Raw genomic sequence first — 22,366 nt, 5'->3', positions numbered from 1 at the left:
CTCCTAGATGAGCGCCACCTGAATCACGATCTCATCGACGACACGATCCGCCGTGATGCCATCCCCAACCGCCTCGTAGCTCAGGGTCAGGCGGTGGCGCAGAACATCATGGACGACGGCGCGCAGATCCTGCGGATCGACATAGTCGCGGCCCGCCAGCCAAGCGTGGGCACGGCCGGACCTGTCCAGTGCCAGGGAGGCGCGCGGGCTCGCGCCGACTTCAATCCAGCGCGCCAGATCTTCGGAGTAAGCTTCCGGCTTACGGGTGGCGTAGACTAGGTTGGCCATGTAGAGTTCCATCGCCTCGGCCACGTGGATCTCCGCGATCTCCCGCCGTGCGGCGAAAACGGCCTGCTGCGAGATGGGGGCTAACGCTTCCTGGGGCTGTTCTTCCCGGCCGGCCGCTGTCTCCTCCGCCCGGACCAAACGGATCACCCGAACCTCGTCCTCCAAGGCCGGATAGTCGATCCTGACATGCAGCAAAAAGCGGTCCATCTGCGCTTCCGGCAGAGGATAGGTGCCCTCCTGCTCCACCGGGTTCTGTGTCGCCATCACCATGAAGAGCGGAGCCATGGGGTGCGTTTTGCCGGCGACCGTGACCTGCCCCTCCTCCATCGCTTCAAGCAGGGCGGCCTGCACTTTGGCCGGAGCGCGATTGATCTCGTCGGCCAGCACGATATTGGCGAAGATCGGGCCGGGCTCGAAGCGAAATTCGCCGCGCCCATCGACCTGATGGTAGATCTCGGTTCCCGTCACATCGGACGGCAGCAGATCCGACGTGAACTGGATGCGGCCGAAGACAGCCTCCAGGTTTCGCGCCAGGGCCCGAATAGCACGAGTCTTCGCGAGGCCGGGCAGTCCCTCGACCAACAGATTTCCGTTGGCCAGCAGGCCGATCAACAGGCGCTCGATCACCCCTTCCTGACCGATGATCGCTTGGCCCATGCGGGACTTCAAATCGAGGATCTGCGCATGAGCACTCATGTTGGATCTGGCACTTCACTCCGGCCTACAGACCGCGCCAGCGCCGATGCCTCCGCTGCAGTAGCGCCGCAGTTGGTATTCACGAAGCCGTTTGGCTTCCGGCTCCTGATCCAGAAAGCCTGAGACGGCGCGTCTCACCCTCCTACCGTGTCGCGGGCTGCTGTAGCCGCTCCATGACCTGATCGATCGAGAAGCTCGCCGGCTTCTGCCGCGGCGGGAACTCCTGGAAGGTTGCCAGGAAGTCGCCGACGTATTGCTGTGCCGGCACCAAGAAAAAGACCCGATCGATCAGCCAATCGTAGTAGGTATTCGACGTGCGGTAGGCCCGCTCAAAAGGATCCCGCCGCAAATTGAAGATCAGTGGCACGCGCAGCGGCGTCCAGGGCTCGATCCAAGCCCTCAGCGTGTCGTACTCCTTCTGCTCCATGAAAATGGCTTTCCAGTCGCCATAGCGCAGCGCGGTCAACTCGCCGGTGTCTGCGAAGTAGAAGATCTCGCGCCGCGGCCCTTCTTCTTCCTCGCCCAGCAGGTGTGGCAAAAAGTTATAGCCGTCGAGGTGCATCTTGTATTCGCGCCCGATCGCTTGAACACCGCCTTCGCGCAGTTGCTCCTTGATGTCCGGCACGCCGACGGCGGCCAGATAGGTCGGCAGCCAGTCCATGTGATGCATGATCTCGTTTGAGATCGCGCCCGCTTCGATGCGGCCGGGCCAGCGCACCATAGAGGGCACGCGCCAGCCACCTTCCCAGTTGGTGTTCTTCTCGCCGAAGAAAGGCGAGGTCGCGGCGTCCGGCCAGGTGTTCATGTGGGGGCCGTTGTCGGTCGAGTAGTGCACGATGGTGTTGTCGGCGATGCCGAGCCGGTCGAGCGTCTCCAGCAGCATTCCGACGTGCATGTCGTGTTCGACCATGGCGTCGGAGTACTCGTCCTGACCGGAAATGCCGCGAATCTCCTCCTTGATGTGGGTGCGGAAGTGCATCCTCGTGCCGTTCCACCAGACGTAAAAAGGCTGGTTTTGCTCAACGGCGCGCTCGATGAAGTCGATGGCGGCGGCCAGTGTCTCCTCATCGACCGTTTCCATCCGATTCCGGGTCAGAGGTCCCGTATCCTCGACTAGACCGTCTGCCGTCGAGCGGATCACGCCGCGCGGCCCAAAGCGTTCGCGGAACTCCGGATCGGCAGGATAGTCGGGGTTCTCCGGCTCCTCCTCCGCATTGAGGTGATAGAGGTTGCCGAAGAACTCGTCGAAACCGTGGTTGGTCGGCAGATGCTCGTCTTTGTCGCCCAGATGATTCTTGCCGAACTGTCCGGTCACGTAACCTTGCGCCTTCAGCAGACCGGCGATCGTCGGATCCTCCTCCTGCATACCCAGGTCGGCGCCGGGAAGACCGACTTTCGAGAGGCCAGTGCGGAAAACGCTTTGCCCTGTAATGTAGGAGGAGCGGCCAGCGGTGCAGGACTGTTCCCCGTAGTAGTCGGTGAACATCATGCCTTCTTGGGCGATGCGGTCGATGTTCGGGGTGCGATAGCCCATTAATCCGAAGGTATAGGCGGAGATGTTCGACTGACCGATATCGTCTCCCCAGATCACCAGGATGTTCGGCTGCTCGGTCTGCGCGAATACGGGCGGCGCCGCGATTGCCGTCAAAAAGCCGAAGAGAAGAGCAAAACTCCGCATCGCACTCCACTCCTTTCGCTCACCACCCTATTGCGAAGACGCTACCATGAGTGCATTGGAGCACTTGTCGCCTTGGCGACAGAATCCGAGACCCCCGATCGTAGGGTGACCGGTTGCCGCGGATCGGCTGCTGAGCGTAATCGCCCACCAAACTCGGTGTGTCCCTCTAGGCTTCGGGGAGTTGTCGCATAAGCGACAATTGGAGCCGGCAGGCTGGCCTACAATGAGACGTTCCAATGGTATATGCGGTGGCCTCGCGGCTACCTTCACGCGCCCAGGATCGCAACAGAAGGAGCGACCATGCTGCAGAAGCGAAGTGGTCAGCCCGGCAGGACGCTCGGCTTTATCTTCTCGGTCTCACTGGCATTGACCTTCCTGCCGACGGCCGCTGAGGCGCAACTCACCAGCCCCTTCGGTCGCGATGGACCGCCCTTGACGACCGCCGACATCGACATGATGCGGGATGCGGCGAGACAGCTCTACCAGACCGAGCGCGCTATCGGTTCGACCGCGGAGTGGAGCAACCCGGAGAGCGGCAACGGTGGGAATGTCGCCTTAGCCGAGAAGCTAGAGCTCCAAGGGATGCCCTGCCGGCGCCTGTTGCACGATTTCACCATCGCCGACGGTAGCCGGCAGTACCGCTACTATGTCGACCGCTGCCGCGTGCCGAGTGGCGAGTGGAAGATCCCCTGAGTGGCCGAGCGCCAATGGCGACGTCAGGAGACTCTGTTCTGCAGCAACGGTCGTCCGAGATCTGCCGGGCGCTCGCCCTTCGGGTGAGCTGCGAAAGCGGCCAGCTTCTCGCGATCCAAAACGCGGACTGACCGAAAGAGAGTTCGATGATCCGAGCCTTGGCCATCGAGCGGAGGATCGGGTTGAGGCGCTGGCGGGAGACCCCGACCAGCTTGGCGAGGTCCGATTGCGAAACCGCCAACTCACCGGGTCGGATGGAGAGTCCGAAGCGCTGTGGCGACCACATTTCCGGCGAAGTAAGCATAGCCAGGCGCGAAGCGACGCGCGAGGCCGTGCACAGCCCGTCGATGGCTGCCAGATACCCTAAGAACAGGCGATAACGCCGGATCGCGAGTTTGACGAGGTTGCTGTCGAAATCCGGGAACTCGGAGCGCAGAGACTGGACGCGATCCGGATAAAGGTAGAAGAGATCGCAATCGGTGTCGGGAGTTGCCGTGATCTGATGCGACTCACCGGTAATTGCCGCAGCCTCACCGAACCAGAAGCCGTCATGAGCGATGTGCATGAGGCTCTCCGTCGAGTCAGAGGAAGCGCGTGTGAAGCGCACGCATCCAGACAATAGGTGGTAGAGACCGGAAAAGTCGTCACCCTCGATGTAAAGGGACATCCCGGCTCTACGGGTAATGGAGCGACCCGCTCTCAGCAGCGCCAGTCTCGTTTGCGGCTGCAAGTCGGTAAAGAAGCTGGAGTGGGTCAGGCTGCCCTGCAACTGCGAGGCTCTAATACACTGGCGCATGCTGCCTCTCCCGTCTTCTCTATGTTCTGTGCAACACCGACCGTTACAGAGCAATGACTGAGTGGATGAATATAATGGCATATAACGCTGCAAAAACTATCGAAAAGCAGAAAAAATTCTGTATGTTCACATGTATTTCATCAGCAGAAATATGATGATAATTGATTTTGTCAGAGCTGGTACTTTCCGTGAAGACGTCAGAATTGAGGTACGTCACCTGCTTCAAGTGTGGATTTTATATTTTATAATTTTCGAGATTGCTCGAGATGAAATTGACGCAGAGAAAGTTGAGAATCAATTTGATGATTGAAATAAATAATTTCTCGCGACTCAACTATATTTTCTGGTGCAGCCAAATATACGAAGGCACCCAATCTTGAGTAGATTTGGAATCTCGCAGGAAGGCGCCAGAGCTTTGAGTAGCTGAATTACAAGAAGATGCGGGGGTTGGCTCATGCAGATGAAGGGCGCAGCTACGATTGGCCTTGTCGGGCTGCTTACGGCGGGCTGTACGGGCGGAGGGGAGACCTCCGCGCTCGTCTTCGACACAGCCGCAACGACGATGCCCGACCGCTCGGCCGTCTCACAGACGGCGGCTGAAACGGTCACTGCCGCAAGACCTCTCAACCCAGCGCCTGTCTTATCCGACGGAAACGAACTGCCTCATGGAGAAAAGCAGCAATCAACGCAGCCCGTCACGCTTCATGATCCTGCAGCGGCAGCTCCCGCACACTCGCAATCAACGACAGGTCTTGCCTCACATAAACCTGCGATCACGCAGATACCGGAGTTGGCCAAGGCAGCCGATGACGAGCAGGCTTGGGAGCGCCCGCCACTCATCGATAGCAGACTGACAGAAGCTCAGTTGACGCAGGCTGACATGTCGGACTCGGCACCTGGCCAGGATACGACAGACAACCTCGGCGAAATTGCTCAGAAGGCCAACAATCCGATTTCCGACGCTTGGCTGCTGATCACTCAAAATGACACGACCTTGATTGGAGGAGATGCGATCGACGGGACCGAGGTTGCCAACGTCACGAAGTTCCAACCGGTGATCTCTGCGCCGGTCCTGGACGGTGACTGGAACTTCGTGGTCCGGCCGGTACTGCAGCTCTCCTCCCTACCCTTCGACAGCGACGTTGGCGATCTGCTGGGTGCCAGCCCGAACGACATTGTGGCGGACGACTCCCTCTCCCAAATAGCCGCCAATCCACTGGGCCGGACGACCGGTTTGGGAGACACGGTGCTGCTGACGCTGCTTGGCCCCAACACAAGTGATGGCTGGATCTATGCCGGCGGCGCCACACAGATCTTCCCGACCGCGAGCGACGATATTCTGGGACAGGGCAAATGGCAGGCCGGACCTGCCGTTCTCTTGGCACGTCTCGGCAACGACTACGGTGGTTTCGGGATCGAGCACTTCAACATCGGTGTCCTGCCGCAACACTGGTGGTCCTATGCGGGCGACGACGACCGTGACAGCACCAACCAGTCCGACATCCAGTACTTCATCAACTGGAAGGCAACGCCAACACAGTTGATCGGGATGACGCCCAACATCAGCATTAACTGGAATGCGGACGGCGGCTTCAACGACAAAGTCGCCTTGCCGGTGGGACTCGGCTTCATCGGACTGTTCCGGATCGGCAAGCTGCCTATCCGCTGGGGCGTCGAGGGTCAGTACTACCTGACAGGTCCCGACGAGCTGCGACGCGACGCGAACTTTCGCTTCTTCATCGCGCCCATTGTCCCGAACCTCTTCAAGTGACGGCCTGGCCAAGCCGACTGCCGCTGAGGGCGGCCCTTCTTTGCATACTATCTGTTGCCGCACCGGCAGGCGCAGAGAGTCCGCCATCCGCCCAGTCGCACGAGGGTTTCGCAGGATCGGCAGCTTGCCAGGATTGCCACACCGCCGAGCACGCGGCCTGGTCGCGTTCGCACCATCGTTGGGCCATGGCGCAAGCCAACGAGACCAGCGTGCTCGGGAACTTCGACGAGGCTACCGCGGAGCTGGACGGCCGTTCCGTTCGCTTCTTCAGGGAGGAAGGACGCTTCTTCGTCGAGATCGGCGAAGTCGCCGAGGGGATGCAGGTCTACGAGGTTACGCATACCTTCGGCTATGCGCCCTTACAGCAGTATCTCATCCCCCGGCCCGGCGGTCGGTTGCAGGCCTTCGGACTGGCCTGGGATAGCCGACCGGCAACGGAAGGTGGCCAGCGCTGGTTCGATCTCTATCCGGGGCGTGACCTTATGCCGGATGATCCACTCCACTGGTCGGGACGCGACCAGACCTGGAACTGGATGTGCGCTGACTGCCATTCCACAAATCTACGGCGGAACTGGTCGCCTGAGACCGAGAGCTACCAGACAACCTGGCAAGAAATCAGCGTCGGTTGCGAGGCCTGTCACGGCCCCGGCCGCACGCACGTCGAGACTGCCCGTACAGGCGCTCCATCGCCACTGATTGACCTTTCCGCGAGCGGCCGCTGGGAGCAGGGCGATAGCATGACCTTGGTCGCGCGACTATTGCAACAAGAGGGCGAAGGATCGTCGCGCCGGACCCAGGTCGAGACCTGCGCGCCTTGCCATGCCCGCCGCGCGCCCTTGAATGACGGCTATGCGATCGGCGCCCCCTTCATGGATTTCTATCGTCCGAGCCGGCTGGCCGAGGGCCTCTACCATCCCGACGGTCAGATCCAGGACGAAGTCTTCGTCTGGGGCTCGTTCCGGCAGAGCAAGATGGCGACGGCCGGCGTGGTTTGCAGCGACTGTCACGAACCGCACAGCGGCGAGATAAGGTTCCAAGGAAACGCCGTCTGCACCCAGTGTCACGAAGCCTCGCACTTCGATGCAGTTTCGCATCACCGGCACGCGCCGGAGACGGAAGCAGCGGCCTGCGTGACCTGTCACATGCCGGCCCGCACCTACATGGTGATTGACGACCGGCGCGATCACTCCTTCCGCGTTCCGCGTCCGGATCTCAGCGAAGCGATTGGAACACCCAACGCCTGTACCGCCTGCCACGGTGATCAAGACGCTGCCTGGGCTGCCAGTGCAATCGACACCTGGCGCGACGGCGACAAGTCCTGGCGACGCGCGCACTTCGGAACAGCCTTGGCCGCAGGGCGGCAGGGTGAGCCAGGGGCCTGGCTCGATTTGCTCGCTCTCCTCGACGCTCCCGAGGTTCCGGCCATCGCTCGGGCCACGGCGCTATCCTTGCTGCCGGCCTACGACGACTGGTTGAAAGACGATGATCTAGAGGCCGTTGCCGGAAGCTTGAACGATGAGGATCCGCTTGTTCGCCTTGCCGCCGTGGAAGCGATCGCCAGGCTTCCGCTCGCGACCTCGAGCAGGCTGCTGGCCGAGCGTTTGCAGGATCCCGTAGCCGCCGTGCGCCTGGCGGCCGCGGCGCAGCTTTCACGCGCAGACGAGCGAGACCTGTCTCTCGAGCAACGCTTCGCTTTGACATTCGCGTTGCACGACTACCGCGACAGTCTCGAAACCTCCGCAGAACGCGCCGATATGCAGGTCGCCTTGGGCAACCTCCACCTTACCGAGGGCAACCAGACGCTGGCGGCTGCCAGCTTCCGACGCGCCCTGGCACTCGACCCAACCTGGATACCTGCCTACCTCGCCTTGGCGGATCTGCAGTCCCGCTGGCGCGAGGAAAGCGAGGCCGAAGCGCTGCTTGGCGAAGGCCTGGAGCGTCTGCCGGACAACGCCGAGTTGCAGCATGTCCTCGGACTATCTCTGATTCGCCAACAGCGCCATGCAGAGGCGGTACCGCGCTTGGGTCGAGCTGCGACAGCAGCGCCGCAAGTCGCTCGCTTCGGCTACGTCCATGCGGTCGCGCTCTGGTCTGTCGGGCGGCCCGACGAAGCCATCGACGTCCTGCAAGAGTTGCTAACCCGCCACCCGGCCGACCGGGCCAGCCTCGAAGCCCTGGCGGCCTTCCTGCAGCGTTCAGGCCGAACCCGGGAGGCTCTAGAGGTTGCACGCCGCATCCAGGAGCTGCACGCACTGGAGTGAACTTCTCCGCGCCCTGCCCATCAGCCTACCGGGAGACAGCGAGAAGCTCCTCGTCTGTGGGTCAGCCTGTTCCTCGATAAAGCAGCTGAAACAGCGCCAACTTATAGACAAGGACAGTTTGAGGAGCAGGTCAGATCGACCGGCCGCTCAGCTGCTCTGCTTCTTTGGCCAATTCGCACGCATGTTGGTTGCGGGGGCCCGCAACCGACGTGGTTGGCAGCATCTTCTCCAGTCTGCGGCGTGATAATCCAACTTCATCCAAGTGCGGACGAGCTGATTTCTCTAGGGTGCCACCTAGTTCGACTCTCCTGGCCAGCCCTCTGATCCTTCCAGCCACCTGGTTAGCTTTCTGTGGCGGCGCAGTTAAGGCTTATCAGCGAAGCAGACCTTCGTGCAACGTGCAGAGAACGACGGGAAGCAGCCCAATTTGCACGATGCTGCGGCCACGATAAACGGCAGCTCTGTAAGGTATAACGCTGTCTCACCCCGCCGCCTCGCCCCATATTTCTCAGAAAGGTGTCATCGCTTAGAGTAGTCTAACATCAGCACCTCTAGCTCCTCGATTGTTTCCGGGAACCGGGCGAAGCTGTGCTCGGCTGGAACGTTCGACCACGAGAGCTTTTCCTCCGTCATCAATTCGACGAAGGGAACAAACCAGGTTAGGTCATCGAGCACAGAAGCGCGGAGATTCACCCGGGTGTCCGCGCCTTGGATACGGGTAAAGATGAAATTCAAGCACTTGGCGCAAAAGTTGTGCTCTCGCCGTTCCGTCCTTAGACCCCCGACCACCAGTTCACCGGTTACAGAGAAGGCGTCGGCCGGGAACATAGCGGTCAAAGAGTAAGCACTCGCGCAAAGCTTCTGACAATCGCGGCAGTGGCACGCGAGCGTCAGAAGTGGAGGTGCGGTCACGCGGACGCGTACCGATCCGCAAAGGCATGAGCCTTCGAGCGGGAGATGGGGAGCACTCATCGACAAACTCCCTTTGAGCTTGGTTCCTAGGTTAAGCAGACATTGGGACGACCGTCCCAGGTAGCAGCTTCGTCTCACACTGCGGAATTCTGATCCAAAGAGTACAAGTGACAGAGTCGGGACTCTATCGGACGTTCTCGGCTCCTCACCAAGCCTATCCAACTGGCCCAAAAACAGAAGCCAAGGCCCTGAAAGAGGAACATTTGCCCCAGATCGCGCGATTTCTGGCTCAATCTGGTTGCGGGGTGATTTGAACCTACGATCCAAGTCATTGATCTTTGGTTCTGCCAAAAGGGCGGCCGGTCGGACCGCCTCGGTTTGTCTTTGATCGGGTTGGATTATCTTGGTTCGAGTTGGTCGCGGGGGGGGCGCACTCCCCTATTTTCTCTTTCTGAATTCACGGAATTTCCGGCAATTGCTTGCCGCTTGATGCCAATCACGAAAGCTCTACAAGAGTCTTTAAAGACCGAGTCCGGCCCCGAACGGCCGGTCGGGTTGTCTATTTGGACGACCACTTCGAACCCATTTGAGACAGTCATCCAAATAGGTCGATCTTCCAGAATACAGCAACTTAATGAAACCGCTCGCCTAGTTCAGTTTTTTTTCCATGCGGAAATTCGTAAGCCCCACGCCCGCTATTTCCACTTCTTGTTCAAGGTCAACAATCCAACCCTGCCGCAGGAAGAAAGGCCTCGCCTTTAGGCTGGCTTCTGTGTGCAAGCGCTTTGCTCCCAGTTCACGCGCCTTATTCTCGACCGACGTATAGAGGCGCCACCCTACCCCCGACCCGACAACGGAAGGTGATACAAATGCCAGATCAATCAATCCAGTGGCGTCGATTGTCATGAATCCTACCGGTTCTCCGTCCAACTCGGCTATCAGAGCGATCATCGGACGCAAGCGCTCAAGCCAGAATGACGGATCGGGTTCTTCTCCACCCCATGCCTGCCGCTGTTCGGCACTGTAGAAGTCACTCGTACCTTCGTGGACCGCATCGAAGTAGACTTGAGCAACTGCCGCCGCATCTTTCTCCCGAAACTCACGAATGATCACGTTTCCTGGCATCGGTTCGATTTTCTCCAAGATTCTCTGACTGATCGCAAGCCGCTAAGAACGTTGGAAGTTCAATCGGCGGGCATGAGGTCGTTCGTAGCAAATGTCCGCTTTCGTCCGCACATCAGTAGTTCGTGGTTCCTACCGCAGTGGCCGAGTTGGATCGCTTCGAGATCACTACAACCGTCTCAAAGCGGTCTTTGCTCGCGGACGTGGGGATGACGGTATCGCGCCCACCTCGATCGTTATCGCCAACGCAGAAGCGGCTACCTGTGTTCGACACCCTGACCCATCCCGCGCCGGCCTTCCTTTGCCGGCGTCAATCCGATGGGCACTTCTCCCCTACTCATCTTAGTGCTTCTATAAAGGCGACCCCGCGAAGACACGTCAAGCCGCAGTTTCTCTCATCCGTCCCGGCAGTGACGGTCCTGCGGGCATAGCCGTAGCCGGTCAACAGCCGTTCGTTGAAGCATTTTTTCGTAAGGCTGCTGTCGCCCATGACGGACTTCGGTTGGTGCCGACTGAGCGCGCCGGGGTCGTGCAACGAAACAAGCAGCCCTTGACGGGCCGCTTGTTCGAGCATTTCTGTCGCGGGGGCGGGATTCGAACCTGCGGCTTTCAGATTATACGCCTACTAAGGTGGACGGCGCTGGATCTGCTTTGCCTTTTTTTACACCTGGATCTGCACGACTGTGCTCTATCCATCTGGCCTGGTTATGCACTCAATCCAGTTCATCATCCAGGCAACGGATAATCTATGGATGTCAGGCGTCTGCGTGTCTTGGTGGTATCGGTGATCCGAGCGAGACCGCTTGTAGCCGTCTTCAGACCAAAGTGCACAGGTCGGGGGCCTTTTGATCTTCCGTTGCGATGAAAGCGCCGGGTCGATCACGGCGGCAACCTCTCTGCGACGCATAAGCTCTCCAGGTGTTCTCTCGAAGCCGAGCAGCGTCGCAGCGAGCGTGGCTTTAACGGACCAGCCGAAACCAGTGAGCCGGCCGACGGGCGATCTCTCGTCCGCGCCTGTCAGTGAGCGTCGGGCAGTGTCACGACGATCCCATCGGTGTCCTGCGACAGGAAGATCTGACAACAGAGTCGCGACGTCTCCGATAGATTGAAGGCGACATCGAGCATGTCCTCCTCGCCATCTGACGGTGGCGCGAGGCGTACGAACCAGTCGGCATTGAGCCAAACGTGGCAGGTCGCGCAGGCCAGGGACCCGTTGCACTCGCCCTCGATCAGCCCCGCCTCACGCAGCGCTTCCATGACGGAAAGACCGGCCTGCGCCTCGACAGTGCGACGCTTCCCCTGCGCATCGATCACCGTGATCCGCATGGTCACGCTCCCAGGCAAGGGGGCAAGCGGTGGGTCAGGTTCCGTCTTGTCTCGACCGCTGTCGCCAGAGCCAGCAGCGTCTCCTCCTGCCCCGCCCCACCGGCCAACTGCACGCCGATCGGCAGGCCGTCGGACGTGAAGTCCGCGGGAACGGAGATGGCCGGCTGGCCGGTCATGTTGAAGAGGTAAGTGAAGGGGCACCAGCGCCAGTCGTCCGGAGCTTCCCCCGGTGGGGCCTCCGCCTGCAGGTCGAAGGCAGGTCCCGGCATCACCGGAGTCAGAACGGCGTGGTAGCGGTTGAAAAAGGCCTGTGCCGCGGCAGCGATGGCCAATCGCCCGGCAAGAGCGCGATGGTAGCTCAGGATGTCGATCGAACGGCCGCGCGCAGCGATCTCCCTCAACAGCGGGTCCATCCGCTCCGCCTGCTCCGGCGCGTAGCTATCGAGGAAGCCGGCATAGGTCGCTTCCCAGAACACCATGAAGGTCTCATAAGGGTCGGCGGGCCACTCGGGATCGGCTTCCTCGACCAGGGCACCGGAGTCGCCCAGGACCTCGGCCACCGTCCAGATCGCAGCTTCAGTCTCCCGATCCGGTTGCCCCAAACCGCCCAGTGTCGGCGAGACCGCGACCCGCAAGCCCACCGGACCTTCGGCAGCGCGCGCCGCCGGATCGAAGGGCAAAGGCCAGGCATAGGGATCGCGCGGTTCGGGCCGCGCCATAACCTCCAACATCGCCGCGACGTCCGCCACGCGGCGGGCCATCGGTCCGGTCACGGAGTGTGGCATGAAGAAGGACGGTGGAAAGGACGGCACGCGACCAAAGCCCGGCTTCAGGCCGACCAGGTTGCAGAAGGCAGCCGGAATTCGGATCGAACCGGCACCGTCGGTGCCCAAAGCCAAGGTTCCCATACCCAAGGCGAGGGCCGCCGCCGCGCCGCCGCTGGACCCCCCAGGGGTCCTGTCGAGTACATAGGGATTGCACGTCACTCCATGAACGGCGCTGCGGGTAACGATCCGCGATCCCGATTCCGGGGTCGCCGTCTTACCGACGAACACGGCGCCAGCCTCACGCAGTCGCGCAACCGGCGGCGAATCCTCGGGGGCCGGAATCGTGGGGTCGAGAGCAAGGGATCCGCGCCGCACCGGCCAGCCTGCGACCGGCGCGAGGTCCTTGATCGAAGTCGGAATGCCGTCGAGCAAGCCCAGCGGACATCCGGAACGAAACCGCTCGCAGGAGGCTCGGGCCATGGCCAGCGTCGTGGCACGGTCGCGGTAGACGAAGGCATTGACCGACGTGTCGAAGCTGTCGATCCGCTGCAGCGCCGCCTCGGCCGCCTCCACAGGCGAGAGAGCGCCACGGCGAAAAAGGTTCGCCAGTTCCGCAACGCCGAGATCTGCAGGCGAATTCGCTTCGATGACTGTCGGTTTCGCGCTCACGAGTCTCAATAGAGCTCGAAGTACTCATCGAGTTCAGCCTGCGGAATCTCGTCGCGTAGCCGGCCCGCCTCCTGCCATTTCATGGCCGTGTAGACCTTAACGAATTCCTCGCCGAGCAGATCACGCAAGGCGACATCGGCCTCGAAGGCTTCCAGCGCGTCCTCGATTGCGGTCGGCAGCTTTTCGAAGCGCTCGTCGTCTTCTTGCGGTCCTGCCGCCGGCGGGTCGAGTTCGCGGCCCTGCCGCACGCCCAGCAGGCCGGACGCGATCACCGACGCCGCCACCAGATAAGGGTTCGACATCGCCGAGGGAACACGCACCTCGAGATGGGTCGCTTCGTCGTAGCTGGCCTTGACCCGTACGCTCGCCGAGCGGTCCTGCACGCCCCAGGAGATGTTCGAGGGGGCATAGGTGCGTGGGCGAATGCGGCGATAGCAGTTCGGCGTCGGATTCCAGATCGCCATGGAAGCCCGCGCGTGATCGAGAATGCCCTGAATGAAACTGCGCATGAGCGACGACAAACCGTGCTCAGCCGCCGGATCGAGAAAGGCATTCTTGCCCGTCTCGCTGTGGAGCAACGAGATGTGAAAATGCGAGCAGCTACCCGACAGACCCTTGTAGGGCTTGGTCATGAAGGTGCCGAGCAGACCATGGCGCGCCAAATACTCCTTGACGGTGCCTTTGAACACGAAGGCCCGGTCGGCCGCGGCGACCCCGTCCAGCGCCGAGTAGTTGATCTCCACCTGGCCCGGTCCGTGCTCCACGTTGTAGGTGATGATGTCGATACCCTGAGTTTGGAGCGTACGAATCAGGTCGTCGATCGCCGGATGACCGTGGGTCCGTGCGGTCACGAAAATCGGCTGCCCCCCGAAAATCGGCTTCCGTGTCTCCAGGTCCACCGCGTAAAACTCGTACTCGTGGCCCATCTTCACGGTGTAACCCTGGGCTGCCGCGAGCTCGAGCATCTTCTTCATCAGCAGCCGCGGCGTCGCCATCTGGGGTTTACCGTCGTACCACATGGTGTCGCAGATGACGCGACCGGTCTTCTCGAGCCAAGGTACCGGAGACAGGGTCTCCGTATCCGCGACCATCACGCAGTCGATATAGTTCATCTCTTCATTGTAGCCGGAGCCGCGCACCGGGATGGAATAGCTATCCAGGGCCACGGTGCCGCCATAGAGATTCAGACCGGTCGTCATGTAGTGCGCGACATGGTCGATCGGAATCGTCTTCCCACGCGACAAGCCCGCCATGTCCGGCAGTTCGAAGCGCAGGTAGTCGAAGCCGGCCTTCCGCACGTCTGCCACGAAAGCCTCCGCGTCCTCGGAGGAGTAGAGCTTCAATTTAGGCAAGGTCGCTTCCGGGGCTGTCGTCAGTACGGTTGCATCCATCATTCGTCCCTCACTGCACGGAGGCGGCCTGCGCGGCCGCCACGATCTTCAGGAAGTTCTCGTTGAGACGCCGCGCGGCGGCCTTGAAGTCCGCTAACCGTGCCAGAGTGTCGGCGGCCAACGCTGCCGCCCCCTCAAGCCCCAGGGCCTGCTCGAGCGAAGCGGCATAGGCTGGAATGGCCTGCCACTCCGGCACCGTCGCCTCGGTGAGCTCGACGTGATACTGGAGGCCGTAAGCCGCTTGCCCAACCCGGAAGGCCTGCACCGCACAAGCCGCGTTACGCGCCAGGACCTCGCTGCCAGGCGGCAAATCGGTCACCTCGGCGCCGTGCCATTGAAAGGTCTCCATGCCGTCGCCGAAACCGGAGAAGAGCAGGTCGGTCTTGCCGGCGTCGGTGAACTCGACCGGGGCCAATCCCACCTCGGGCGCGCCGGCCGCGCCGACCGAACCGCCCATCGCTTCGGCCAGCAACTGATGGCCGAGGCAAACCCCGAGAAACGGCCGTCCTAAATCACCGACCCAGTGCCGGATCGCCGCCTTCTCCGGTGCCAACCAGGGATGCTGGCGTTCCTCCCACACATCCATCGGGCCGCCCATTGCAACGAGAACGTCGTAGGGTTCGAGCGACGGGATCGGTTCGCCTTCGTCAAGCTCGACCGCATCCCAAGCAATCCCGGCCTCGCGCCAGAGGTCGCGAAAGACTCCAGGGTGCTCGACATCGACGTGTTGGAAAACCAGAAAGCGCATGAAAACCTCAGCCGGTTAGCATCGCGGCTTCGGCAGCTTGCCGAGGGACGCCGCGAGTGGTGGAGTGTTCGAAATGCAACGGCTTGCCCGGAAAGACCCGCGCATGAGCCGCATGCGCGGCCAACGAAGCTTCTGCAAAGCCGGTGAGAATTAATTTCTGTTTGCCGGGATAGGCCGCGACATCGCCGATGGCGAAGACGCCGGAGCGTGCCGTTTCGCAGGTGATCGGATCGACCGGGATCGTCTTGCCGTTGCCCCCCAGTCCCCAGCCGGCCAGCGGCCTGAGATTACTGGCCAGGCCGAACAGTGCGATCAGGACATCGGCCTCGAGCCGCTCGGTACCGCCACCGATCCGAGACAACTGCAGGGCCTGAAGCTTTGGCGGCACCCCTTCCAGTCCAGCCAACTGATACGGCGTTCGCAGCGAGATCCGCGGATCGGCCCGCATCCGCACCACAGCATCGGGCGCGGCACGGAACCGCTCGCGCCGGTGAACCACGGTCACGCTCGCTGCGACCTCGGCCAGAGACAAGGCCCAGTCCACAGCGCTATCGCCGCCACCGGCAATGGCAATGCGGGCGTCGCGAAAGCGCTCGCGCCGAGCGACGTGGTAGAAGACGCTGTGTCCCTCGTAAGCCTCGATATCAGCGAGCGGGGGGCGGTTGGGGCCGAAGGCGCCGGCGCCGGCAGCCAACAAGAGAGCTCGCGCACGGACCTCTCGACCGCCAGCCGTTGTCAGCAGGAAGCTCCCGTCCGCATGCTCCACCAGAGCTTCGGTGGTCTCCTTAAACAGAAATCGCGGCTCGTAGGGAGCGGCCTGTGCCATCAAGTCATCGACCAAGGCGTCGGCGCGCACGACAGGTCGGCTGGGAATATCGTAGATCGGCTTTTCGGGATAAAGCGCCGTCAGTTGCCCGCCCGGCTCCTCCAGTGCATCCACCAGCGCACAACGCATGCCCAATTGCCCACAGGCAAAGACCGCGAACAGGCCGACTGGGCCGGCGCCAACGATGCAGATGTCGGTTTCGAGAGTCACTCCGCAGCCTCCGCGCGTCGTAAATCTACTTCCATCGAGTGCACGGTGGTGGAGTCTCCAATATCGCTCTTACGGCCCTTGTGCAGTACATTGATGTTGGCGGCCGCCGGCTCGGCGCTCGGCCAGCGGCCCTTGTAGACGATTCCCATGCCGGGCTGCGCGATCTCACTGACCTCGACCGGCAAAGTCAGCACACCGGCCTCGTTGGACAACGTGACGCGGTCGCCGGACGTCAAGCTGTGAGCCTGTGCGTCGTCGGGATGCAGAAGTACGGCGTTGCCACCCAGTTGCTTCCGGATCTTCGGGTCGTTGGCGTAGCTGGAGTTCATCTGCCACAAAGAGGCGGGCGAGAGAATGCGAAGCCTGCCGTCCGTGGTGCCAGGGTCGGCGTGGGGTTCGGGGACCCGGGGCAACCCGTCGGCCTCGGCGCGTGCCGATGCGATCTCGATCTTGCCCGAGGGTGTCGGGTAGCGACCCTCTGCGAACTGCAGGCGCGGCTCCGGGTACAAGCGAACGGTTCCCGCCTTCGCCAACTCGGCAAAACCACCTTTGAACGGCGTCTGGGCCAGAATCCGGGCGATCAGATCGGCGTCGCTCTCGAACAAGGCCGCCGCTTCGAAGCCCAGGGCAGCGGCGAGACGGCGAAAGATCTCCTGGTTCGGCAGCGCCTCGCCCAAAGGCTCCTGCAGCTTTACCTGCGCCGAGAGGGTCTGATGGAAGTAAGGTACGATTACGTCGTCGAATTCCAGGAAGGCCGCCGCGGGCAGGACGATGTCGGCGAAAGCGACCGTATCGGTCGAAAAAACGTCGCAGGCGACGTGAAACAGGTCCTCGCGCATCAAGGCTTTGCGCAGCCGCGCCTGATCAGGAGACGAGGCCAGGGGATTGCAGTTCCAGTTGAAGAAAACCTTGGTGCGTTCCGAGTCCTCCAGAGTCTCCGCCAGATCCATGTGGCTGATCGAACCGCTTCCGCGATCGAGTTCGGGAGGGACGACGCTGTTCATGTCGATGCCGCGACTGCCGGGCCCGTTCATGTAGCAAAAACCGGCGCCGGGCTTACCCAGGTTCCCGGTACCGGCGATCAGGGCAGCGAGCGCGCGAAAGGCGTTACCGCCCCGGGCCGTGCGCTGCATCCCCTGGCCCAACCAAAGCAGCGAAGGGCCCTTGGCATAGGCGATGGCAGCCTGCTCGATCTGTGCAGCCGGGACGCCGCAGCGGCGCTCGGTCGTTACGGGATCGGCAGCCTCGATCGCAGCGAGGATCTCGTCGAAACCAATAACCTGAGCGTCGATGAAAGCCTGATCGAGCAGGCCTTCGCGCTGGGCGACATGGAGGAAGCCGAACGCCAGCGCGGCATCGGTTCCCGGCCGCAGCTGCAGATGCAGCGAGGCTCGCTCGCGGGCCGTCTTGTGACCGATCGGATCGATCGCGATCACCTCTGCACCAGACTCCCGTAGCCAGTCCTTGTGCATATGCGGTGCCGAGTGGGAGGGGTTGGCGCCCCATATCAGAATCGTCTTGGCCTGCTTTGCCGTTTCCGGGTCGAACCCCTCCAGGGAGTCGCCAAACACGTACTCCAGGGCAACGTGACCGGCCTTGTTGCAGACACTGTCGGGATCGACCTCGGTTGCTCCGAGATGGCTAAAGAAGCGTAAGGGATACCACCCCGCGATCAGACCGACGGTGCCGGTGTAGTGCGCCTGCATAATCGTCGACGTCCGGCCGGCTGCAATCAGCGGCTTTAGAGACTCAGAAATCTGCTGCAGAGCCGTCTCCCAGGAAACAGGCTCGAACTTAGCTTTTCCCTTCGGTCCGACACGACGCAGAGGCCGAGTCAATCGCGCGGCTGGATCTTGCCAGGTTCCGTTATAGACAATCGCACACTTTCCGCAGAGTCCGCCGCGCGCGACGTGATGCTCTGGGTCTCCGAGAATCTTGCGTAACTTTCCGTCGTCGCGCACCGCTACGATCCCGCAGGCGTCGTAACAGTCCCGCGGGCAGGTCGTCTTGACGTAGTCGCGCTTTCGCTCGCCAGCGCTCATGCTGGTCTCCTCCCACCTTCCATCATATGAGTCGCCGCCCGCTGTCTTTGTCGAAGCTCAGCATTCGATCGAGACGGGGGCGCAAGCAAACCGACGAGCCAATCGGAAAACGGCTCGCATCGTGAGCCGGTAGCGTCGCCCGCAGGACTGAGCCCGCCGCCGTCAGCGTTACGGCCGCATTGAGCCCAAGCGGTTCCACATCCACAACCTTCGCGTCAGTAGCCGTCGCGCCGTCGGCGCCCGACTTCGGTTGTTCAAGCCTCATATGCTCGGGGCGAATGCCGATCTCGACGGAGCCTCGGGCACCATCGAAAAAGCTGCACAACGGCGCCGGTGCCGGCAGCACCATTTCAGCGGTGCGCAGGCGTCCGCCATCGGAGGGGTCGTAGACTGCCTGCAGGAGATTGATCTCGGGCGCACCGACGAAGCGCGCGACGTCCCGGTCGGCCGGCTCGTCGTAGAGCGTCTGGGGCGGTGCAACTTGCCGGACTCTACCGTCGATCAGCATGACCACGCTGTCGGCGATCGCCAAAGCTTCCGCGAAGTCGGGCGTGGCGAGCAGGAAGGCATAATGATGCTCGCGTTGCAGACGTTTCAGCTCGGCACGCAGTTCCACACGGAGCGTGGCATCCAGACTGGACAGAGGTTCATCGAGCAAGAAGAAGGCAGGCTCGCGCACCAAAGCCCGTCCGAGCGCCACGCGCTGACGCTCGCCGCCGCTCATCGTTTTCGGCAAGCGTCGGAGCACATGTGGAATCTGCAAAGTCTTTGCGACGGCGGCGACTTTCTCCTCGATCACGGCGTCGCCTTGACGGCGGATCCGGAGAGGATGCGCCAAGTTCTCGAAGCCGGTCTTGTTCGGATAGAGCGCCAGGCTGTCGAAAATCATGGCGACGTCGCGGTCCTTCGGCTCCAGGAAGGTGGCATCTCGACCCTCGATCAGCATGCGACCGCTATCCGGCACCTCCAACCCGGCGAGGGTGCGCAACGCCGTCGTCTTGCCGGCACCGGCGGCGCCGAGCAACACCAGAAACTTGCCGCGCGGCAATGCGATATCGACGCCATCCAATGCCAGCGTCTTGCCGAACCGCTTGGTGATGCCTTCGGCGGAGAGAACGAGATCGCTCATGCCGCCGCCCCTGCCCTTGCCCCTGCTCGAGCGCTCTCAGTCAGGTTGCGATTGGTGTCGCCGGAGAAGAGGACGAGCTTGTCCGGAGCGATCGAGACACCGACCTTCTCGCCATCGGATGGCTGCACGTCGGAGGACACCAGGGCCTTCAGTGTCACCTCTGCAACTTTGACCGTAACAACGGCTTCGGGCCCCCTTGGTTCGACGGCGCTCACAGTTCCATTGACCGGGCTATCAGCCGTCGCTGTCAGCCGCACCGCCTCAGGCCGCACACCCAAGGTGACATGAAGCTCCCCGCCGGCTGCCGCAGGTGCCAGTCGATCCGGCACGATCACCTCGAAGCTCTCATGCCGGAATCGCTGGCCGGAGGCATCCGACGTCAACACCCCCTGGATCAGGTTCATCGGCGGCGACCCGATAAAGCCGGCAACGAAGACATGCTCGGGGCTGTCGTAGACCTGCTCCGTCAGGTCGCACTGCCGAATTTTGCCCCCGCTCATCACCGCGATGCGGCGGGCCAGCGACAGGGCTTCGATCTGGTCGTGCGTGACGTAGATGATCGTTAGGCCGATCTCCGACTGCAGGCGGCGCAGCTCGCGGCGCATGGACAGGCGCGTCTCGGCCTCCAGGTTGGACAGCGGCTCGTCGAGCAGCAGGATCGAAGGCTCGGTGACCAGCGTGCGGCCGATGGCAACCCGTTGAAGCTGCGAACCGCCGAGGCGCGATGCCTTTTCCTTCATCAAATCGCCCAGCCCGAGCAACTCGGCGGCCTGACCGACCCTGCGGTTTACCTCGCTTCGCGGCAGGCCACGAACCTGCAACCCGAAAGCCAGGTTCTTCTCGACGCTCATATGGGTGAAGACGGCGTAATCCTGGAACACGAGCCCGACGTTGCGTTGACCGGGCGGCACCCCAACAACAGAACGTCCGTCGACGCGGATATCGCCTGAGGTCGGATCTTCGAGCCCGACGATCATGTTCAGTGTCGTCGACTTGCCGCAGCCCGAGGGACCAAGCAGCGCCAACGTCTCACCGGACTCGACGGTCAGGTCGATCCCGTCGACTGCGACCACGGCACCATCGTCGTACGCCTTGTGCAGATCGACCAGTTCCAACTTGGGTGCGGTCATCGTTTGACCGCTCCGAAGGTCATACCGCGCGCGAGATGCTTCTGGATCAGGAAACCCGCGATCACGAGGGGAGACATGGCGAGAAATGCCAGAGCTGCCTGAACCCCGTAGAGAGTGCCAGCCGTTGCCGTAACGTACTTGGCGAGACGTACGGGGATCGTCTCTATATTGGTGTAGGAGAGCACCAGCGCGAAGAGAAACTCCGACCAGTTCAAGATGAAAATGAAGAGCGTCGTGGCGAAGAGTCCGCCGCGGATCAACGGCAAAGTCACGGTCACGTGCGCCATGAAGCGCGACTTCCCGTCCACCATCGCCGCCTCTTCCACTTCACGAGGGATCTCGTCGACGAAGCTCTTCAGCATCCACGTCGAGAACGGCAAGGTGATCGCTACATAAATCGCGATCAGGCCGAGGTAGGTATCGATGAGGCCGACGGCGGAGAAGATGATCACGAAGGGGACTGCGATGGCCGCCGGCGGAAACATGCGGCCCGAGAGAATCAACAGAGGCGTGAACCGGCCGCTCGCGCTGTAGCGCGACAAACCGATCGCCGCGAGCAATCCGATCATCACGGACAGCAGCGTGGCGCTCACGGAGGCGATGATCGAACCGATCACCGCTGCCGTGGCGGATTCGCTGACGCCGCCCACGCCGTAGTCGCGAATCGCGTCGGGGTCGAACAGCGTCCGGAAATTGATCAGGGTCGGTTCTGCAGGGATCCAGACGGCCGGAACCGCATTCCAGTCGGTCGGCGGCTTGATCGCGGTCATCGCAATCCAGAAGATCGGGAACAGCGTGACCACGAGCAGGAAGATCAGAACGACGACCAGCGGCCAGGTGATAGGTCGGACCGGCATCAATTTCGCCCCTCCAGCAGCTGCTTTCGAATGGGCGTCAGCAGCAGATCGACCAGGAACAACGTGCCGAGCAGAACCAGAAAGGCCGCAGCGGCGCCGTAGGCGAGCTGGAAGTCGTTGAAGGCAAGCTTGTAGATATAGAGGCTGATCGTCTCCGTCGAAGACCCCGGACCGCCGCGGGTCAGCATGAAGACTTCATCGAACAGCTTGATGATCTCCATCGAGCGGATGACGAAGGCCACGACGATGACCGGCAGCAGCATCGGCAAGATGATCCGCCAAAAGACTTGGCGCGGACTGGCTCCGAGAATGACGGCTGCCCGGATCGGGTTCTCCGGAACGCTGTTCAAGCCGGAGAGAAGGATCAGAAAGAACAGTGGCGTCCAGTGCCAGACCTCGGTGATGATGACCGTGGCGGTTGCAAGCGAAGCGCTGCGAAACCACTCGAGCCCGGCGCCGTCGCCCAGCAGCAGCTCCAGCATCTGGTTGATCGGGCCGTTCGACTGGAACAGCATCCAGAAGGTGTAACCGACCACCACCGGCAGCACCATCATGGGTGTCAACAGCGTGGAGAAGATAAGTGACTTGCCGCGGAACTCCCGCATGAAGAGCACCGCCATTCCCAGGCCGATCACGAACTCCAGCGAGAGACAGACGACCGCAAGGACCAGGGTGCGCACGACAGCTTCGACGAAGCGGGTGTCGTAGAAGAGCAGTTCTTCGTAGTTGAACAATCCCTCGAAGCTGGCGTCGAACAGCGATCCGCGCGTCGGCGACCAGGTGGTGAAGCTCAATGCCAGGGCGACCAGCAGCGGCACGACCAGGACGAAGAGCGAGATCAGTTGACCCGGCAACATCAGACCGCGCACGAAACGCCGCCGTCGACCGGCCCCGTCGGGCATGTCCGGCTCGGTTACGATCGGCGTGGTCGTTTGCCTCTCAATCCGATCCGTTGAAATCTTGGTCTCGACATTCATTGCGAGGTCGCTGCAAGGGTGGACGGCACGAAGCACGAAAGAGTGAGACTGACCTCGGGAGTGGGAAGCCGGTCGCG

Annotated in this window: 18 protein-coding genes; 3 read left to right on the top strand and 15 right to left on the bottom strand. The window is 61.8% G+C overall.

Going from position 1 to position 22,366, the window contains the following annotated elements; translation table 11 throughout:
• Positions 1–3: 3 nt before the first annotated feature.
• The gene (locus DBZ32_RS15885) at positions 4–984 is read right to left on the bottom strand and encodes an AAA family ATPase (protein WP_119168159.1); all 981 of its coding nucleotides are present in this window, start codon (positions 982–984) and stop codon (positions 4–6) included.
• A gap of 142 nt (positions 985–1,126) precedes the next feature.
• Positions 1,127–2,662, bottom strand: a complete 1,536-nt coding sequence (locus tag DBZ32_RS15880) for an arylsulfatase (RefSeq protein ID WP_119168158.1) — start codon at positions 2,660–2,662, stop codon at positions 1,127–1,129.
• A 300-nt stretch (positions 2,663–2,962) separates the two neighbouring features.
• Here DBZ32_RS15880 and DBZ32_RS15875 point away from each other — a divergent pair, with 300 nt between their 5' ends.
• A complete protein-coding gene (locus tag DBZ32_RS15875; RefSeq protein WP_162906790.1) occupies positions 2,963–3,355 on the top strand; it encodes an RT0821/Lpp0805 family surface protein in 393 nt (130 codons plus the stop codon).
• On the opposite strand, the gene DBZ32_RS15870 is transcribed toward DBZ32_RS15875, so the two are convergent.
• A complete protein-coding gene (locus DBZ32_RS15870) occupies positions 3,273–4,022 on the bottom strand; it encodes a Crp/Fnr family transcriptional regulator (protein WP_162906789.1) in 750 nt (249 codons plus the stop codon). The genes DBZ32_RS15875 and DBZ32_RS15870 overlap by 83 nt on opposite strands.
• Positions 4,023–4,605: 583 nt before the next feature.
• Between DBZ32_RS15870 and DBZ32_RS15860 the strand changes: the two genes are divergently transcribed.
• Both DBZ32_RS15860 and DBZ32_RS15855 read left to right on the top strand, forming a co-directional pair.
• Positions 4,606–5,922 carry a hypothetical protein gene (locus DBZ32_RS15860; RefSeq protein ID WP_208539253.1) on the top strand — a complete coding sequence of 439 codons (1,317 nt, stop codon included), beginning with the start codon at positions 4,606–4,608 and terminating at the stop codon, positions 5,920–5,922.
• 185 nt (positions 5,923–6,107) lie between these two features.
• Positions 6,108–8,183, top strand: a complete 2,076-nt coding sequence (locus tag DBZ32_RS15855) for a tetratricopeptide repeat protein (protein ID WP_119168154.1) — start codon at positions 6,108–6,110, stop codon at positions 8,181–8,183.
• Positions 8,184–8,702: 519 nt separating this feature from the next.
• Here DBZ32_RS15855 and DBZ32_RS22865 read toward each other — a convergent pair.
• The 12 genes from DBZ32_RS22865 to DBZ32_RS15790 all read right to left on the bottom strand — a co-directional run bounded on the left by DBZ32_RS22865 (position 8,703) and on the right by DBZ32_RS15790 (position 22,214).
• A complete protein-coding gene (locus tag DBZ32_RS22865; RefSeq protein WP_119168153.1) occupies positions 8,703–9,155 on the bottom strand; it encodes a GFA family protein in 453 nt (150 codons plus the stop codon).
• A 588-nt stretch (positions 9,156–9,743) separates the two neighbouring features.
• Positions 9,744–10,238 (bottom strand): GNAT family N-acetyltransferase, encoded by a 495-nt coding sequence (locus tag DBZ32_RS15845; protein WP_162906788.1) that lies wholly within the window; start codon positions 10,236–10,238, stop codon positions 9,744–9,746.
• Between the two features lie 996 nt (positions 10,239–11,234).
• The gene (locus tag DBZ32_RS15835) at positions 11,235–11,543 is read right to left on the bottom strand and encodes a 2Fe-2S iron-sulfur cluster-binding protein (RefSeq protein ID WP_119168150.1); all 309 of its coding nucleotides are present in this window, start codon (positions 11,541–11,543) and stop codon (positions 11,235–11,237) included.
• A gap of 2 nt (positions 11,544–11,545) precedes the next feature.
• Complete coding sequence (locus tag DBZ32_RS15830) at positions 11,546–12,979, bottom strand: amidase family protein (protein ID WP_162906787.1); 1,434 nt, start codon at positions 12,977–12,979, stop codon at positions 11,546–11,548.
• A 5-nt stretch (positions 12,980–12,984) separates the two neighbouring features.
• Positions 12,985–14,373, bottom strand: coding sequence for a glutamine synthetase family protein (locus tag DBZ32_RS15825; protein WP_235830227.1), 1,389 nt, complete (start codon positions 14,371–14,373; stop codon positions 12,985–12,987).
• A gap of 7 nt (positions 14,374–14,380) precedes the next feature.
• Positions 14,381–15,118 carry a type 1 glutamine amidotransferase gene (locus DBZ32_RS15820; RefSeq protein WP_119168148.1) on the bottom strand — a complete coding sequence of 246 codons (738 nt, stop codon included), beginning with the start codon at positions 15,116–15,118 and terminating at the stop codon, positions 14,381–14,383.
• Between the two features lie 7 nt (positions 15,119–15,125).
• A complete protein-coding gene (locus DBZ32_RS15815) occupies positions 15,126–16,154 on the bottom strand; it encodes an NAD(P)/FAD-dependent oxidoreductase (RefSeq protein ID WP_119168147.1) in 1,029 nt (342 codons plus the stop codon).
• Positions 16,151–18,196, bottom strand: a complete 2,046-nt coding sequence (locus DBZ32_RS15810; protein ID WP_119168146.1) for a molybdopterin-containing oxidoreductase family protein — start codon at positions 18,194–18,196, stop codon at positions 16,151–16,153. Before DBZ32_RS15810 ends, DBZ32_RS15815 begins: the two co-directional genes overlap by 4 nt.
• A 22-nt stretch (positions 18,197–18,218) precedes the next feature.
• Positions 18,219–19,325 (bottom strand): ABC transporter ATP-binding protein, encoded by a 1,107-nt coding sequence (locus DBZ32_RS15805; RefSeq protein ID WP_119168145.1) that lies wholly within the window; start codon positions 19,323–19,325, stop codon positions 18,219–18,221.
• Positions 19,322–20,455 carry an ABC transporter ATP-binding protein gene (locus tag DBZ32_RS15800; protein ID WP_119168144.1) on the bottom strand — a complete coding sequence of 378 codons (1,134 nt, stop codon included), beginning with the start codon at positions 20,453–20,455 and terminating at the stop codon, positions 19,322–19,324. The genes DBZ32_RS15805 and DBZ32_RS15800 overlap by 4 nt, the downstream gene beginning before the upstream one ends.
• On the bottom strand, positions 20,452–21,312 hold the full coding sequence (locus DBZ32_RS15795; protein WP_119168143.1) for a carbohydrate ABC transporter permease: 861 nt from the start codon (positions 21,310–21,312) through the stop codon (positions 20,452–20,454). The genes DBZ32_RS15800 and DBZ32_RS15795 overlap by 4 nt, the downstream gene beginning before the upstream one ends.
• On the bottom strand, positions 21,312–22,214 hold the full coding sequence (locus DBZ32_RS15790; protein WP_119168391.1) for a carbohydrate ABC transporter permease: 903 nt from the start codon (positions 22,212–22,214) through the stop codon (positions 21,312–21,314). The genes DBZ32_RS15795 and DBZ32_RS15790 overlap by 1 nt, the downstream gene beginning before the upstream one ends.
• Between the last annotated feature and the right edge of the window lie 152 nt (positions 22,215–22,366).

Source organism: Algihabitans albus, from assembly GCF_003572205.1.
Lineage (GTDB): Bacteria > Pseudomonadota > Alphaproteobacteria > Kiloniellales > DSM-21159 > Algihabitans > Algihabitans albus.
The sequence above is the reverse complement of the archived record's forward strand: the minus strand, read 5'-3'. Positions and strand labels throughout refer to the sequence as shown.